18 protein-coding genes are annotated in these 14,149 nt (G+C 65.7%); 6 read left to right on the top strand and 12 right to left on the bottom strand.

Annotated elements, in window-relative coordinates; all coding sequences use genetic code 11:
- Window positions 1-35: 35 nt before the first annotated feature.
- From LRA87_RS03885 to LRA87_RS03865, 5 genes are all read right to left on the bottom strand, one after another.
- Window positions 36-1,691, bottom strand: a complete 1,656-nt coding sequence (locus LRA87_RS03885) for an NAD(P)/FAD-dependent oxidoreductase (RefSeq protein ID WP_230629439.1) — start codon at window positions 1,689-1,691, stop codon at window positions 36-38.
- Between the two features lie 46 nt (window positions 1,692-1,737).
- Window positions 1,738-2,709, bottom strand: a complete 972-nt coding sequence (locus tag LRA87_RS03880) for a D-alanyl-D-alanine carboxypeptidase family protein (protein WP_230629438.1) — start codon at window positions 2,707-2,709, stop codon at window positions 1,738-1,740.
- A gap of 58 nt (window positions 2,710-2,767) precedes the next feature.
- A complete protein-coding gene (locus LRA87_RS03875; RefSeq protein ID WP_230629437.1) occupies window positions 2,768-3,121 on the bottom strand; it encodes a hypothetical protein in 354 nt (117 codons plus the stop codon).
- Between the two features lie 11 nt (window positions 3,122-3,132).
- Window positions 3,133-4,581: a L,D-transpeptidase family protein gene (locus tag LRA87_RS03870; RefSeq protein ID WP_443024837.1), complete on the bottom strand. Its 1,449-nt coding sequence runs from the start codon at window positions 4,579-4,581 to the stop codon at window positions 3,133-3,135.
- 191 nt (window positions 4,582-4,772) lie between these two features.
- Window positions 4,773-6,266 carry a replicative DNA helicase gene (locus LRA87_RS03865; protein WP_230629435.1) on the bottom strand — a complete coding sequence of 498 codons (1,494 nt, stop codon included), beginning with the start codon at window positions 6,264-6,266 and terminating at the stop codon, window positions 4,773-4,775.
- A gap of 73 nt (window positions 6,267-6,339) precedes the next feature.
- On the opposite strand from LRA87_RS03865, the gene LRA87_RS03860 reads away from it, so the two are divergent.
- The 3 genes from LRA87_RS03860 to LRA87_RS03850 are packed head-to-tail and all read left to right on the top strand — an operon-like array spanning window position 6,340 to window position 7,945.
- The gene (locus LRA87_RS03860; RefSeq protein ID WP_230629434.1) at window positions 6,340-6,822 is read left to right on the top strand and encodes a UPF0262 family protein; all 483 of its coding nucleotides are present in this window, start codon (window positions 6,340-6,342) and stop codon (window positions 6,820-6,822) included.
- Window positions 6,822-7,499 carry a GH25 family lysozyme gene (locus LRA87_RS03855; RefSeq protein ID WP_230629433.1) on the top strand — a complete coding sequence of 226 codons (678 nt, stop codon included), beginning with the start codon at window positions 6,822-6,824 and terminating at the stop codon, window positions 7,497-7,499. The genes LRA87_RS03860 and LRA87_RS03855 overlap by 1 nt, the downstream gene beginning before the upstream one ends.
- Window positions 7,496-7,945 carry a cytidine deaminase gene (locus tag LRA87_RS03850; protein ID WP_230629432.1) on the top strand — a complete coding sequence of 150 codons (450 nt, stop codon included), beginning with the start codon at window positions 7,496-7,498 and terminating at the stop codon, window positions 7,943-7,945. The genes LRA87_RS03855 and LRA87_RS03850 overlap by 4 nt, the downstream gene beginning before the upstream one ends.
- Window positions 7,946-8,046: 101 nt before the next feature.
- Here the strand turns inward: LRA87_RS03850 and LRA87_RS03845 are convergent, their stop codons facing one another.
- Complete coding sequence (locus LRA87_RS03845) at window positions 8,047-8,508, bottom strand: NUDIX domain-containing protein (RefSeq protein WP_230629431.1); 462 nt, start codon at window positions 8,506-8,508, stop codon at window positions 8,047-8,049.
- Between the two features lie 68 nt (window positions 8,509-8,576).
- Here LRA87_RS03845 and dcd point away from each other — a divergent pair, with 68 nt between their 5' ends.
- On the top strand, window positions 8,577-9,131 hold the full coding sequence (dcd, locus tag LRA87_RS03840; RefSeq protein ID WP_230629430.1) for a dCTP deaminase: 555 nt from the start codon (window positions 8,577-8,579) through the stop codon (window positions 9,129-9,131).
- A gap of 39 nt (window positions 9,132-9,170) precedes the next feature.
- Here the strand turns inward: dcd and LRA87_RS03835 are convergent, their stop codons facing one another.
- Entirely contained in the window at window positions 9,171-9,515 is a 345-nt protein-coding gene (locus tag LRA87_RS03835) for a tetratricopeptide repeat protein (RefSeq protein ID WP_230629429.1), read from the bottom strand.
- A 212-nt stretch (window positions 9,516-9,727) separates the two neighbouring features.
- Between LRA87_RS03835 and LRA87_RS03830 the strand changes: the two genes are divergently transcribed.
- Complete coding sequence (locus LRA87_RS03830; RefSeq protein WP_230629428.1) at window positions 9,728-9,970, top strand: hypothetical protein; 243 nt, start codon at window positions 9,728-9,730, stop codon at window positions 9,968-9,970.
- A 92-nt stretch (window positions 9,971-10,062) separates the two neighbouring features.
- On the opposite strand, the gene LRA87_RS03825 is transcribed toward LRA87_RS03830, so the two are convergent.
- The 4 genes from LRA87_RS03825 to LRA87_RS03810 form a co-directional block, all read right to left on the bottom strand.
- The gene (locus LRA87_RS03825; protein ID WP_230629427.1) at window positions 10,063-10,491 is read right to left on the bottom strand and encodes an ExbD/TolR family protein; all 429 of its coding nucleotides are present in this window, start codon (window positions 10,489-10,491) and stop codon (window positions 10,063-10,065) included.
- A 30-nt stretch (window positions 10,492-10,521) separates the two neighbouring features.
- On the bottom strand, window positions 10,522-11,007 hold the full coding sequence (locus tag LRA87_RS03820; protein ID WP_230629426.1) for an ExbD/TolR family protein: 486 nt from the start codon (window positions 11,005-11,007) through the stop codon (window positions 10,522-10,524).
- Window positions 11,008-11,102: 95 nt separating this feature from the next.
- Window positions 11,103-11,900: a MotA/TolQ/ExbB proton channel family protein gene (locus tag LRA87_RS03815; protein ID WP_230629425.1), complete on the bottom strand. Its 798-nt coding sequence runs from the start codon at window positions 11,898-11,900 to the stop codon at window positions 11,103-11,105.
- A gap of 90 nt (window positions 11,901-11,990) precedes the next feature.
- Window positions 11,991-12,665, bottom strand: coding sequence for an energy transducer TonB (locus LRA87_RS03810; protein WP_230629424.1), 675 nt, complete (start codon window positions 12,663-12,665; stop codon window positions 11,991-11,993).
- 217 nt (window positions 12,666-12,882) lie between these two features.
- Here LRA87_RS03810 and LRA87_RS03805 point away from each other — a divergent pair, with 217 nt between their 5' ends.
- Window positions 12,883-13,749 carry a hypothetical protein gene (locus LRA87_RS03805; RefSeq protein ID WP_230629423.1) on the top strand — a complete coding sequence of 289 codons (867 nt, stop codon included), beginning with the start codon at window positions 12,883-12,885 and terminating at the stop codon, window positions 13,747-13,749.
- 4 nt (window positions 13,750-13,753) lie between these two features.
- Here the strand turns inward: LRA87_RS03805 and LRA87_RS03800 are convergent, their stop codons facing one another.
- Window positions 13,754-14,125 carry a dihydroneopterin aldolase gene (locus LRA87_RS03800; protein WP_230629422.1) on the bottom strand — a complete coding sequence of 124 codons (372 nt, stop codon included), beginning with the start codon at window positions 14,123-14,125 and terminating at the stop codon, window positions 13,754-13,756.
- Window positions 14,126-14,149: the final 24 nt, after the last annotated feature.

Below are 14,149 nucleotides of genomic sequence, written 5' to 3'. Positions count from 1 at the left end.
CAAACAAGACCGTTGCGGACTGAAACTCATTCGCGTCACGCGGCGGTTGCCAGTCGAGCGGAGCCGGCCCGTTCCGCCATCAGGCCGCGCGCCACCGCTTCCGCGATCTTGATGCCGTCGACCGCAGCCGACAGGATGCCGCCAGCGTAACCCGCCCCCTCTCCCGCAGGATACAGCCCGGCGGTGTTGATGCTCTGGAAGTCGTCACCGCGGGTGATCCGCACGGGTGACGACGTGCGGGTCTCGACGCCGGTCATTACCGCGTCGGGATGGTCATAGCCCGGAATCTCGCGACCGAACGCCACCAATGCCTCGCGCATCGCGGAGACCGCGAAGTCGGGCAGGCACGCGGCAAGGTCGGTCAGGTGCACGCCGGGGCGATAGGACGGGATCACGCTGCCAAGCTGCGTCGAGGGCCGTCCGGCGAGGAAGTCGCCCAGCCGCTGCGCCGGTGCCTTGTAATCGCCGCCACCGACCTCGAACGCCCGGCTTTCCCAATGCCGTTGCAGTTCGATCCCGGCGAGCGGATTACCCGGGTAGTCGCGTGCCGGATCGATGCCGACGACGATGCCGGAGTTGGCGTTCCGTTCGTTGCGCGAATATTGGCTCATGCCGTTGGTGGCGACCCGCCCCGGCTCGCTTGTCGCCGCGACGACGGTGCCGCCCGGACACATGCAAAAGCTGTAGACCGTTCGTCCGTTGGTGCAATGGTGCGACAGGCTGTACGCCGCCGCCCCCAGATCGGGATGGCCGGCGCACGGCCCGAACCGGGCCTCGTCGATCCAGCTTTGCGGATGTTCGATCCGCACCCCGATCGAGAACGGCTTCGCCTCCAGATGCACGCCGCGATCATGAAGCATGTGGAACGTGTCGCGCGCGCTGTGGCCGAGCGCCAGCACAACCGGCCCCGTCTCCATCCGTTCGCCGGTCTGCAGCGTCAGGCCGCGCAACCGCCGGCTGCCGTCCGCCGCCGTGTCCACCTCGATATCGTCGACGCGGTGCTGGAACCGGTATTCGCCGCCCAGTGCCTCGACCGTCGCGCGCATGCTCTCGACCATCGTCACCAGCCGGAATGTGCCGATATGCGGATGCGCCTCGGTCAGGATCTCGGGCGGCGCGCCCGCCTTGACGAATTCCGTCAGCACCTTGCGGCCGAGGTGGCGCGGGTCCTTGATCTGGCTCCACAATTTGCCGTCAGAGAAGGTCCCTGCTCCGCCCTCTCCGAACTGGACGTTCGATTCGGGGTTCAGCTCGCTGCGGCGCCACAGTCCCCAGGTGTCCTTGGTCCGCTCGCGTACCAGCTTGCCGCGATCGAGGATGATCGGCCGGAAGCCCATCTGGGCCAGGATCAGCCCGGCGAACAATCCGCACGGCCCCGCGCCCACCACCACGGGGCGTGGCCCGGCGTAATCCGCGGGAGCCCTTGTCACGAAGCGATAGCCGGTGTCGGGCGTGATATTGACGTCGCGATCACGTTTGAAGCGAGCCAGCACCTGCGGCTCGTTCTTTACCGTCACGTCGATCGAATAGACGAAGTGGATGTCCATCTTGTCGCGCGCGTCATGCGCCCGGCGCGCAACGGTGTAGCGGATCAGGTCACGCGGCGTGATACGCAGGCGATTGCGGATCGCCGCCGCCAGTGCCTCCTCCGGATGATTGAGGGGCAGCTTCAGTTCGGTGATGCGGAGCATGCCCCGCTATAGCGCCTGTGAAGGCTGCGGACCAGCGGAGCGCCGCTCAGTCCCCGCCGCCGCCTTCCGGCGTTTCGTCGGCATCCGCTGCCGCGCCCAGCGCGGCGATCGTCGCCGCGAAGCCCGGCCCCAGCAGCCCCTCTTCGGCGCGCGTCGTCTTGCTCGCCACGGCGCCTGATGGCGCGAGACCCCGAAATCCTTCCTCCAGCATCTTTGCCACCCTGCGGTCGCGGATCTGCACCGACCGCTCGCCGATCACCACCGCGATCAGGCGGCGCCCGTTACGCTTCGCCGATGCCGCCAGCGCGAAGCCCGCCTCCGCCGTATAGCCGGTCTTGATCCCGTCCGCGCCCTGAAACGCGCCGAGCAGATGGTTGTGGCTCTTTACACGCCGCTTGCCCCAGCTGAACGATCGCACGCTAAACGCCGCATAGCGATCCGGATGATCGCGCAGCAGCGCCAGCGACAGTCGGGCGATGTCCTGCGCCGTCGTCAGATTGTGGCCGGGCAGGCCGGATGCGTTGGTGAACGACGTATCCTCCAGCCCGAGCGCGCGAGCCTTGGCCGTCATCATCCGGGCGAACCGATCCTCGGTTCCACCCAGTGTCTCTGCCAGCGCCACCGCAACATCGTTGGCCGACACCACGGCGATCGCCCGGATCGCCTGATCGATCGTCATCGACGCCCCCGGACGCAATCCGACCCGCGACGGCGGCTGACTGGCGGCATAGCGAGAGATCCGCACCGGATCACCCGGTCGCAACGTCCCGGCGTCGAGCGCGTCGAACACCAGAAACAACGTCATCATTTTGGTCAGCGACGCCGGCCGCCGGACGATCCCGGCATTCTCGGCGTACAATATGCTGCCGTCGTCCGCATCCATCAGGATGGCGGATACCGGCCGCGTCGCCGCCGACGCCGGCGATGCCAGCGTCGTCACTGCCGACATCGCCGCCAGCATGCACCAGAACGCCGGCATGCCGCGCATCATACCCAATGCGCGTCGGAACATGGTCATCGCTACGCTACCCGATGGTTGTGGTCCGAATGGAAGGGCCCGGCTATCGAGCCCGTCGTTATTGCGCCGCCTCGTCGTTGCCCGGCGCGGACGGCGTCGGATCGGCGGCGGGTGCCTCGTCGCGCGACACCCGCGCCGTCATGCCCGTCGCGTCGGCATCGTCGAGCACCTGCATGTCGGGTGCGATCTCCTCGACGGGCGGTGGCGCGATCGCAACGCTGTTGTCGATCGCTGCCGGGGTCGGCGCGGCCGATGGCGTCTCGACCGGCGACGGCGCCTCGTCCGGAGCAATCTCCTCGACTGCCGCGTTTTCGACCGGTGGCTGTTCCGGTTCGTTTCGCGAGCAGGCCGCCAGCGCCAGCAGCCCCGCGGTCGCCGATACGGCGATCCTGATCCTGCGATATTGCATCATTCTCGTCCCCTTCACCGTGCCGCGATCAGTTGCGTCGCCGAGCGCGCCTCGATCTTCGACGCTAAAGTCGAATCCCAGCCATACGGATCGGCGCGGAAATTCATCTGGCCGTTACCGCTGGCGAAGGCAGTCCAGTACAGCAGATACACCGACACCGGCTTGGTCAGCCGCGCCCGCACCGTGTCGCCCTTGTCCACGGCGGCGGCGATCGCCTCCGGCGTCCAGGCAGGATCGCCCTTCAACAGCAGTTCGGCGAGGTCGGCGGGCTTTTCCAGCCGCACGCAGCCGTGGCTCGCCAGCCGGCTGAAGCTTGCGAACTTCGCACGCGACGGCGTGTCGTGCAGATACACCGAAAAAGCGTTGTCGAAATCGAACTTGTAGCGGCCGAGCGCGCTCTGGTCGCCCGCCCGCTGTTGCAGGCGGGTGCCGTCGATCACGCGGAAACCGTTGCGTTTGAAATAGCCCGGGCTGGCCTTTTCCTTCGGCCACAGCTCCTTCGTCGCGATCGACGTCGGCACGTTCCACGGCGGATTGATCACGACGCTGTGGATCGTCGACGACAGCATCGGCGTTTCATCCCCCGGTCGGCCGGTGACCGCACGCATCGACATGACCGGTGCGTCGCCATCGAACACGGTCAGCACCGCCGCGGCGATGTTCACCTGAATACGGTCCCGCGGCAGTTGCTGCGGCAGCCAGCGCCACCGCTCCATGTTCGCCATGATCTGCCGCACCCGCGCCGCCGCGGGGATGTTCAGCGCCGCCAGCGTCTGACCGGCGACCGTACCAGTAGGGTTCAGGCCGTAGCGCCGCTGCGCGCGGCGGACGCCTTCGACCAGTGCGGCATCGAAGCTGGAACCGCTCGCAGCGACGTCAGCGTCTTCCACCGCCAGTCGTTGACGCAGCGCCAGCACCCGCGCGCCGGTCGCACCCATCGCCAGATCGGGTCCCGCCGCCAACGTCGACCAGCCGCCCGCCGCAGCGATGCTGCGATAGCGTTCAAGCCCCGCCTTCAGCCCGTCATAGCCCGAATAGGGCGGCGGCAATGCCGCGAACCATGCCGCGATACGATCGCGCTTCACGGCATCGGCAAAGCCCGGCAACGGATCGAATACCGGTGGCCGCAATCCCCAGTCGCGCTGGAAATCCGCCTCGGCCAGTCGTCCGGCATGCACTGCGCGGGCATGATCCAGCGCATCGCGCACCAGCCGATCTCGAGCCGCCGCATCCATCGGCTGTGGCGCCGCCACGGCTAGGCCCTGCGCCAGCGTGTCGCGCGCCAGCAGGGCGGCTAGCTGCGACGCCTGCGCATCGCTCAACTGCGGCAGCGGCATCGTCGGCATCACCACCGGTGGCGCTACGGCAGCCGAGGGCGGCACCGGCACCTGCACCACCTGCGCCGTAGCCGGAATCGCCGGCAGGAGCATGGCGGCCATGGCCACCGTCGCTGTGGTTCTCATCATGCTGTTCCTTCCGGGACCCTCTCACGCGACACCGCGCCGGCCCTCGCACCATTCACCTCGCTCTAGGCTGAACGGGCCGGTGCTGACTACTGATAATGGGCTGAATTTTCAGCCGGTCTCCTCCCATACCCCGCCATCCCGGCGTTCGCGGGGACGATAGGTCGGAAGAGGATGATCCGCTCTGCCGATCAATATCCCGCGAAGTCGCTGAACTTCGTGATCGTCGGATCGAACTTCAGCACCACCTTGCCGGTCGCACCATGGCGCTGCTTCGCGACGATCAGCTCGGCGAGGCCGAACACGCGCTCCATGTCGCTCGCCCATTTGGCGTGATCCTCGAACACCCTGGCCTCGTCGCCTTCCATCGGCCGCTTCGGTTCGCGCTGGGCGGTGTAATAATCCTCGCGAAACACGAACCAGACCATGTCGGCGTCCTGCTCGATCGACCCCGATTCGCGAAGGTCGGACAGCATCGGCCGTTTGTCCTCGCGGCTTTCGACCGCGCGGCTCAGCTGCGACAGCGCCAGCACCGGCACGTTCATGTCCTTGGCCAGCGTTTTCAATCCGCGCGAAATCTCAGAGATTTCCTGCACGCGGTTCTCCTTCGATCCCTTGCCACCACCGGTCAGCAGCTGGAGGTAATCGACCACCACCAGCCCGATCTCGTTGTTGTGCCGCCGTTGCAGACGCCGCACGCGGGTGTGCAGCGCGCTGATGCTCAGGCCGCCGGTATCGTCGATGAACAGCGGCAACGTCTCCAACTCCGCTGCCGCTGCCGCCAATTGGCCGAACTCTGCCTTGCTGATCTTGCCCATGCGCAGCGATTCGGAACTGATTCCGGATTGTTCGGCCAGAATACGCGTCGCCAGCTGGTCGGCGCTCATTTCCAGGCTGAAGAACACCACCTTCGCGCCGACCGATTCAGCCGGCGGAATCCCGTCCTGCATGTCGCGCATCCAGCGCCGCGCCGCGTTGAAGGCGATGTTGGTCGCCAGCGACGTCTTGCCCATGCCGGGACGCCCCGCCAGGATCATCAAGTCGGAATGATGCATGCCGCCGATCTTGGAATTGACGCTGTCGAGGCCGGTGGTGACGCCCGACAGGTTACCGCCGGAATTCAGCGCGCGTTCCGCCATCTTGACCGCCATCGTCGTCGCCTGTGCGAAGCTCTTGGTGGCATTGTCCGCACCGCCGTCGCCGGCGACCTTGTACAATTCCTCCTCCGCCGCCTCGATCTGCGCGCGTGGGTTGACCTCTTCCGAGGTGTCCATCGCCCGCTCGACCAGTGTCCGGCCGACGCTGACCAGCGCGCGCAGCATGGCGAGGTCATAGATCTGGGTCGCGAACTGGCGCGCGCCGATCAGGCCGGCGCCCGATCCAGTCAGGCTGGCGAGATAAGACGGCCCGCCCAGCTCGCGCATCCCCTCGTCCGCGTCGAACATCGGGCGCAGCGTCACGGGCGTAGCCAGCATGTCGTTGACCCGCAGCGTCTTGATCGCGGCGAAGATGCGGCCGTGAACGGGTTCGTAGAAGTGGGCCGGCTCCAGCCGGTCGACCAGATCGTCGGCGAGGCGATTGTCGATCATCATCGCGCCGAGCATCGCGGCCTCGGCTTCGACGTTGCGGGGCAGCTGGAGCGGTTCGGCGGGAACCGCCGGAGTCGGGAATGCGAGAGTGGCCATACCCGCGCTTGTATCCGAAAATTCGGATGGCAACACGGTTTGTCGTATCGGCTGAACCCGACTATCGGACCATATGGCCGACCCACGGATCATCGACGTCACCCTGGACGAGCACAGCATCGGCTGGCGATCGGCCGACGTCGATCAGGAACGGCGGATCGCGATTTTCGACCTGCTGGAGGGGAATCACTTTGCGCCGCAGCGTGCGCATGCCGACGATTATGCGGGCCCCTACCGGATCAAGCTTGAATCGGCGGAGGGACGGCTCGGCATCCACATTCATCGCGAGGACGACAGCCATCTCGAGACGCTGGTGCTGGCGCTCGGCCGCTTCCGCCGGTCGATCAAGGATTACTTCGCGATTTGCGATAGTTACTATCAGGCGATACGGGCCTCCACCCCACAACAGATCGAGACCGTCGACATGGCCCGTCGTGCCGTCCACAATGATGCCGCCGAACTCCTGCGCGAGCGGCTGGAGGGCAAGATCGAGGTCGATTTCGATACTGCGCGTCGCCTGTTCACGCTGATCTGCGTTCTGCATCTGCGCGGCTGATGGGGTATGGACTGCTCAAGGCTGCGGGCGTGCTGATCGGCGCGGGTCTGCTCGGCATCGGTGGCTGGAGCTTCGCGACCGGCTGGCATCCCGCACAAAGCCAGTATCCGTTGCAGGGCATCGACCTGAACGAGAATCCCGGTGACATCGAATGGGGCACGGTGCGGGCGCGCGGTGCCGACTTCGCCTATCTCGTCGCGACATCGGGCGCGGACCGGCGTGATCCGGGGTTCGAAGCCAACTGGGCGGCCCTCCCCGATGCCGGCTTGCGACGCGGTGCGGTACACCTCTATTCGCTGTGCCAGCTCGCGGCGGATCAGGCGAATGCCTTCAATACCTTTGTCCCCCGCACCGCCGACGCCCTGCCCGCCGCGATCGACATCGGCTTCCACGACGATTGCACCGCCCGCCCGGATCGCGACGTACTGATCGGCGAATTACGGACCTTCATCAGGATGGTGGAGAGCCATACGCGCAAGCCGGTGCTGTTGCGGCTGACCAAGGCGGTGGACGCCGAATATCAGGTGTCCGCCGCGATCGACCGACCGGTCTGGGCGATCGCCAACCTCTTTCCCCCCGCGTATGCCGCCCATCCGTGGCGAATGTGGCGGGCAAGCGATATCCGCCGCATCGACGGCATCGAAGGCCCTGTGAACTGGAACGTCGTCGCACCATGACCGAAGACCGCCAACGCCTGATCCTTGCCGCGCGCGAAGCGGCGACGCGCGCCCATGCCCCCTATTCGCGCTTCGCGGTGGGCGCGGCATTGTTGATGACGGACGGCAGTCTGATCACCGGTGCCAACGTCGAAAACGCGAGCTATGGGCTGTCGCTCTGCGCCGAGACGGTGGCGATCGCCACCGCCAGTGCGGCCGGCCGGTTGCGCGATGTCGTGTCGATCGGGGTGATCGGAGGCGCGATGGATGCCGAAGGCCATGCCTCCGGCACCGCCCCCGTCAGCCCCTGCGGTCGCTGTCGCCAGATCCTCAACGAAGCCGCGCAACTCGGTGGCCGCGACCTGATGGTCCATTGCGGTGCAGCCGAGGGCGATGCGGTGGCCAGCTACCGCTTGTCGGAACTGCTCCCCCAAGCCTTCGGTCCGGCGGATCTAGGCATACACTAACCCCGTTCCTCCCCGTAACCGGGAGGTGGCAGAGAAGCTGCCGGAGGGTGAGGTAAGCAATGGCTCCGAATCAGCGAGCCACCAGCTCATCGAACCACCTGCTACCACCGGCCATCCCGTGGCCGCGCCCCGGCCAACTCGTCCACCCGCCGCCGCGTCGCCGGCGACAGCGTGTCCGGCAGGGCATCGAGTGCGAAGAACCGCGCCTCCGCCAATTCGACTGCATCGATAAACGGTTCGCCCGCCGTCAGTGCGCGAAACAGATGGACGGTGTCGCGCCGCCCCTCACTGCCCGATTCGTAGCGACCGATCGGCACCACCGCGTCCAGCCGACATCCGGTCTCTTCGGCCAGTTCCCGCACCGCTGCCACCTCGGGCGCCTCAGCCCGTGCGATCCCGCCACCTGGCAGCATCCACAAATCCGATCGCCCATAGCGATGCCGCACCAGCAGCAGTCGGCCGGCGGGATCGAAAGCCATCACTTTCACCCCCCGTGTCCGCCACCGCAGCAGCGCCAGTATGCGAAGGCGCATCCGGTACGCGAAGTCGATCAGTGGTCGCATGCGATAACGCTACACACCTTGCCCTCACCCGTCGAACCGGCAAAGACGCGCGTCGAAGGGGAGCCGTGATGTCCATATTGTCCGACCGCTGGATTCGCGAGGCTGCACTCGGCCAGCAGATGATCGAACCATTCGTCGAGAACCAGCGGCGGGAAGGCTGCATCAGCTATGGCTTGTCGTCGTACGGCTATGACGCGAGGGTCGCCGACGAGTTCAAGATCTTCACCAACGTCGACAACGCTCTCGTCGACCCAAAGGACTTCGCCGCGAACAGCTTCGTCGATCGCAAGACCGATGTCTGCATCATCCCGCCGAACAGCTTCGCGCTTGCCCGCACGGTCGAATATTTCCGGGTGCCGCGCGACGTGCTGGTCATCTGCCTCGGCAAATCGACCTATGCGCGATGCGGCATCATCGTCAACGTGACGCCGCTGGAGCCGGGCTGGGAAGGGCATGTGACGCTCGAATTCTCGAACACCACCCCCCTGCCCGCCAAGATCTATGCCAACGAAGGCGCCTGCCAGTTCCTGTTCCTGCAAGGCAACGAACCCTGCGAGATCAGCTACGCCGATCGGGCCGGCAAATACATGGGTCAGCGCGGGGTCACGCTCCCGCGACTGTAACAGCCGACGGCCCGCTCCATCGGGCGGGCCGCAGCCAGGTCAACGCGTCGCGAGCGTCGTCGTCATCCGCGACAGCCCGCGCGTCGCCACGTCGTGCGAAGACACGATGGCGCCATTGGGCATATCCATCGCCACCTCGGGTCGCTGCAGCACTTCGCTGTAGAGCGCGCGCGCATCCGACGTGCGTCCGGTCCGCGCATAGGCGACGGCCAGGTTGAGCATCAATTCGGGACGATCCGGAAAAATCCGCCGCTCCGCCTCGATCCGCTTTGCCGCCGCGGTGAAGTCCCCGGCAGCGATCGCCTGATAGCCGGTTCGGTCGGCAGCCAGCGCTGGCGTCGTCAGGCACGCACCCGCCAGCATCGTCGCGACAATCACACGCATTGCATCGTCTCCTTCTCCTGCCAGATCGACAGGTTTCATTTTTGTGACACTGTTGTGTCACTTCGAAGACATGCGCGCAAGCGGGATCGTCACCGGCGTCGACAACGATCACCGGCGGGCTGATAGTCTTGATCCCGCCTGGACCGCGATCGACGTGTGCTGAAGGCACGGGTGTCGACGATCATCGCCTTGGTGCCACGTACACGCGCTCCGTGGCGACCGTCGACGCGCTGTCCTTCGTGATGGGGCGGGCGCATGTTGATGCCGAGGCCGAGTTCGCGGGCTCGATCCTCGATGCCGCGCGGCCTGAAACGGGATGCGGGCCGAAACGGAATGCGGCCCGAAACGGGATGCGACGACGGCACACGTGCTTGCAGACCTGCGGCCATGTCACGACAGGTCCCGGTCGTAATACTCCTCCGCACGTGCTCGCCCCTGCCGTCCGGCTGCTGTGAAACCAGCCGAAGCTGGGTCCTTCGGCGATCGACACAGCAAAAGGGCGGCCCCTCGCGGGACCGCCCTCTTTCGCATCGTTCGGATCGAAAGATCAGAAATCGTTGCGGTATTGCTCGTTGCCGATGAAGCCGAGCTTGGTCACGGCCGAACGCTTGATCACTGCCAGCGTCTGGTCGACCTTCTCGTACTTCGCCGCCGGGTCCGGCTGGAAGTGCAGTTCCGGCTCCGGATTGATCGCTGCCGCCGTATCGAGATACTGGCGCAGCGTCACTTCGTCGACCGGCGTGCCGTTCCACGAAACCGTGCCCGCCGCATCGATGATGATCTTGTTCTTCTGCGGATCGACCGGAGGGGTCTGGTTCCGCGGGTCGTTGACCGGAAGATCGACCTTCACCGCATGGGTCGGGATGGGAAGCGTAATGATGAACATGATGAGGAGAACGAGCATGACGTCGATCAACGGCGTCGTGTTCATTTCCATCATCGGCTCGCCGTCTTCCGAGCCACCACTCATTGCCATATCAGATACTCCTGGGTCGGGCGGTACGGATCAGGACGCGCCGCCCGCGGGTGGCGGCTGCGAGATGAAGCCGACCTTGGCGAACCCGGCCTGCTGCATCGTGTAGACCGAACCACCAATGCACTTGTACGGCGTGTTGACGTCGCCGCGAATGTGAACTTCCGGAAGTTCGAGGTCGGGATTGCCTGCGCCACCCTGACGTTCGATTTCCAGCTTCAACTTGTCGACCGCACGGGTCAGCAGGTCCTTGCTCGTGATCGGGGACGTTCCCCAATACACCATGCAATTGCCGTCCGGGCCGGTCGTGACCGAGAGCAACACGTTCTCGGGCTTGGTCGTCGTCGGATCGAACGCGACCTTGGGCAGGACGATGCCCTTGACCGTCTGGATTGCGACCGGAACGGCGATCAGGAAGATGATCAGAAGCACCAGCATCACGTCCACGAGGGGCGTGGTGTTGATGTCCGATAGTGGTTTTTCGGAGGAACCTCCTCCTCCGCCAGCGCTCATCGCCATGTGCGAGCTATCCTATCCATTCCTCTTGCCGATGGCTTTGTGCCATCGACCGGTAGCGGGGCCGCCATCATGACGGCCCCGCAGCCTTTTGGTATTTACGGGCGGGTCTGCACGCCACCGGCCTGGCCGGCGGTCGTGGTTGCCGCTGCCGGCTTCACCGGAGCCTTGGCGGTCGTGGCGAGACCGGCCATCGTCGGCTTCACTGCCCCGTTCGAGGCGAGGAAGCCCAGTACGTCGTTCGAGAAGGCCGACAGGTCTTCGGCGATCGACTTGTTGCGGCGCTGCAGCCAGTTGTAGGCGAGCACGGCCGGAACCGCGACGACCAGGCCGAGTGCGGTCATGATGAGCGCCTCACCGACCGGACCGGCGACCTTGTCGATCGACGGATCGCCCGATGCGCCGATCTTGATCAGTGCGCGGTAGATGCCGACCACGGTGCCGAACAGACCGATGAACGGTGCGGTCGCGCCGACCGTCGCGAGGAAGGCGAGACCGCCGCCCAGCTTCGAGTTGATCGCCGCTTCCGAGCGGGCGAGCGAACCGTGCAGCCAGTCATGCGCCTCGACCGGATCGGTCAGCTTGCTGTGCTGGTCCTGCGCCTGCAAACCGTCGTCGACGAGCTGCTTGTAGGCCGAGTTCTTCTCCAGCTTCGCGGAGCCCTCGCGCAGATTGCTCGACTGCCAGAAAGCCTGACGGACGCGCTTCGCCTGGTTCATGATCTTCTGCTGCTCGAACAGCTTCGAGAACAGGATGTAGAACGACACGATCGACATGAGCACGAGGATGGTGAACACCGACTGCGAGATCAGGCCGCCTTCCTTCAGTGCGGCCTGGAGGCCGAACTGGCTTTCGGCTGCCGCGGTGCCGCCGGCCGCGAGAATGGTGGTGAGCATGGTGAAATGAGTCCTTATCAAACGGTGTAAATGTTCGCAGAGGACCCGTCCGTCGCTCCGGCCAATTCCGGGCGACGGACGGGGACCGCATCAGTCCTTCGGAATCTTCCAGACCACACGACGCGAAGATGACGTGCTGATCGGATTGCCCGACGCATCCTGGGCAGGGGTATAACGACCCCGCCGCGTGATCGCCTGGCATGCCGCCCGGTCGAGAGCGGCGGAACCGCTGGACGACGTGACGCGACAATTCTCGACCCGGCCCTGCGTATTGATCGTCCATGCAATCGCGCTGGTGCCTTCCTCGTTGGAACGAAGCGAGCTCGGCGGATAGTCGTCGGTCGAAACCCACGCGGACGGATCACCCTTCGCACCGGCAGCCTTGCTGACCGTCGGCGGTGCCGGCGGTGCGGGCGGCGCAGGCGGTGCGGGCGGCGCAGCGATCGGCGTCAGATTGACGGCGGGCGGCGGCGTCGAAACCGTCTGAATCACCACGGGCGGCGGATTCGGGTTCTGCACGATCGGCGGCGGCGACACCACGGGCGGCGGCGTCATCGGCGTGTCGGGCGGAGGGGGCGGCGGTTCGTCCGGCGGCGGGGGAGGCGGCTCCTCCACGTCGAACGTGTTAAGTTTTTCTTGGGCCTTCTTCACGTATTGGTACGCGAGCCCGGTGACGAAGGCATAGCCCAGCGCCGCATGGATGAGCACGACGATGACGATCGCGACCACCCTGCCACCGGACATCTTCTGGTCAGCATAGGCCATTCAGCAACGACACTCCCTAATCTCGTGGTCCTCGCAGCGCCCGGGGGAAGAACGCGCGTAGGCCCCTGCCCCGGCGTTACGCCGTGCTTGGCAGTGGGCGGACCCTATCGTCCCGTTTCCCGCCACGCAAACGCTTTGTCGGACGCAACAAACGTACAATCGGCGAAAGACAGAATTATTTCTGTATCGTTCATCCGCGCTCGGCTAGCCAAAGCGCATGATTCCGCGATTCCAATCCACCGGGCTGGCAGCCGCCGCGCTCGTGATGACGCTGTCTTCGATGCAGGCCCACGCGCAATCCGCAACGACCGGTGCAGCGTATGGGCCGGTCGCCGGCACCGGTTATGCCGACCTCACCGATCTGGTCACTGCCGCGCCCGTCATCGCAGACGCCACTATCCGCTCCACCATCAAGCTGAAGGGAACCGATGCCGTCGGCGCCGCACCGGGGGCGACACGTTATTATATCGAGGCGGATCTCGGCGCCCTGGTGAAGGGCGCCGGCGGCCTGCCCCCGCGAATCGGCTATCTGCTCGACCTCATGCCGGATGCGAGCGGCCGTCTACCGAAACTGAAGAAGCTGCGCGTCCTGCTGTTCGGCCGGCCGGTGCCCGGCGTGCCGAACCAAATCCAGCTGGTCGCGCCGGATGCGCAGATCGCGTGGACTCCGGCGGACGACCAGCGCGTCCGCGGTATCGCGCAGGCGCTCGTCGCCGCCGACGCCCCACCGGTGATCACCGGCATCGGCAACGCCTTTCACGTTCCCGGTGCGCTGCCCGGCGAAGGGGAGACGCAGGTTTTCCTGACTACCGCCAACGGCGCGCCCGTGTCGCTCACCATCCTGCGTCGACCGGGCGAGCAGCCGCGCTGGGCAGTGGCGCTATCCGAAATCGTGGACGAGGCGGCCGCCCCGCCGGCGCGCGATACGCTGCTCTGGTATCGACTCGCCTGCGCGTTGCCCGGTACGCTGCCGCCGAAGAGCACTGCTTCGCTCGATGCCGGGAACAGCGCGATCGCTCAGGAGGATTACGCCTTCGTCGTGCAACAGCTCGGCCCGTGCGGGCGAACTCGTGCGCTTCGCTGAACGGTCAGCGCCGATGGCGGACGAGCGTGATGCCGATCGATTCGCCCGCTTCCGCGATCGCCAGCTTCACGATCTTCACCTTGATCCGGAGCACGCGCTCGTCGGTAACGAACAACGTTTCGCAAATATGATCCGCAACCGCCTCGATCAGCGTGAAATGCAGCCCCTCGGGCAACGCGCTGGTCGCGGCATGTTTCAGGTCGAGGTAGTTCTTGGATGCGGACAGCGGCGTGTCGGGCGCGAAATGCTCGGGGCAGCGCAGATCGACCGTCAGATCGATCCGCAGCGGCTGCGGCAGATGCGTCTCCTCCGAATAGATGCCGGTGAGCACCTGAACCTCGAGATCGTGGACCTCCAGCTGTAGACTGTCTTGCATGGCGATGGCCTTTAGCAACGGTGG

The organism is Sphingomonas sp. Leaf37 (assembly GCF_920939475.1).
GTDB lineage: Bacteria > Pseudomonadota > Alphaproteobacteria > Sphingomonadales > Sphingomonadaceae > Sphingomonas.
This window is presented reverse-complemented; position numbering and strand designations above follow the sequence as displayed.

Coding starts and splice junctions, on each gene's coding strand:
- LRA87_RS03845 (WP_230629431.1), bottom strand. CDS start 8,508: ATGCGACCACTGATCGACTTCGCGTACCGGATGCGCCTTCGCATACTG.
- LRA87_RS03870 (WP_443024837.1), bottom strand. CDS start 4,581: ATGAGAACCACAGCGACGGTGGCCATGGCCGCCATGCTCCTGCCGGCG.
- LRA87_RS03825 (WP_230629427.1), bottom strand. CDS start 10,491: ATGGCAATGAGTGGTGGCTCGGAAGACGGCGAGCCGATGATGGAAATG.
- LRA87_RS03810 (WP_230629424.1), bottom strand. CDS start 12,665: ATGGCCTATGCTGACCAGAAGATGTCCGGTGGCAGGGTGGTCGCGATC.
- LRA87_RS03885 (WP_230629439.1), bottom strand. CDS start 1,691: ATGCTCCGCATCACCGAACTGAAGCTGCCCCTCAATCATCCGGAGGAG.
- LRA87_RS03850 (WP_230629432.1), top strand. CDS start 7,496: ATGACCGAAGACCGCCAACGCCTGATCCTTGCCGCGCGCGAAGCGGCG.
- LRA87_RS03805 (WP_230629423.1), top strand. CDS start 12,883: ATGATTCCGCGATTCCAATCCACCGGGCTGGCAGCCGCCGCGCTCGTG.
- LRA87_RS03855 (WP_230629433.1), top strand. CDS start 6,822: ATGGGGTATGGACTGCTCAAGGCTGCGGGCGTGCTGATCGGCGCGGGT.
- LRA87_RS03820 (WP_230629426.1), bottom strand. CDS start 11,007: ATGGCGATGAGCGCTGGCGGAGGAGGAGGTTCCTCCGAAAAACCACTA.
- LRA87_RS03865 (WP_230629435.1), bottom strand. CDS start 6,266: ATGGCCACTCTCGCATTCCCGACTCCGGCGGTTCCCGCCGAACCGCTC.
- LRA87_RS03815 (WP_230629425.1), bottom strand. CDS start 11,900: ATGCTCACCACCATTCTCGCGGCCGGCGGCACCGCGGCAGCCGAAAGC.
- dcd (WP_230629430.1), top strand. CDS start 8,577: ATGTCCATATTGTCCGACCGCTGGATTCGCGAGGCTGCACTCGGCCAG.
- LRA87_RS03800 (WP_230629422.1), bottom strand. CDS start 14,125: ATGCAAGACAGTCTACAGCTGGAGGTCCACGATCTCGAGGTTCAGGTG.
- LRA87_RS03880 (WP_230629438.1), bottom strand. CDS start 2,709: ATGACCATGTTCCGACGCGCATTGGGTATGATGCGCGGCATGCCGGCG.
- LRA87_RS03875 (WP_230629437.1), bottom strand. CDS start 3,121: ATGATGCAATATCGCAGGATCAGGATCGCCGTATCGGCGACCGCGGGG.
- LRA87_RS03835 (WP_230629429.1), bottom strand. CDS start 9,515: ATGCGTGTGATTGTCGCGACGATGCTGGCGGGTGCGTGCCTGACGACG.
- LRA87_RS03860 (WP_230629434.1), top strand. CDS start 6,340: ATGGCCGACCCACGGATCATCGACGTCACCCTGGACGAGCACAGCATC.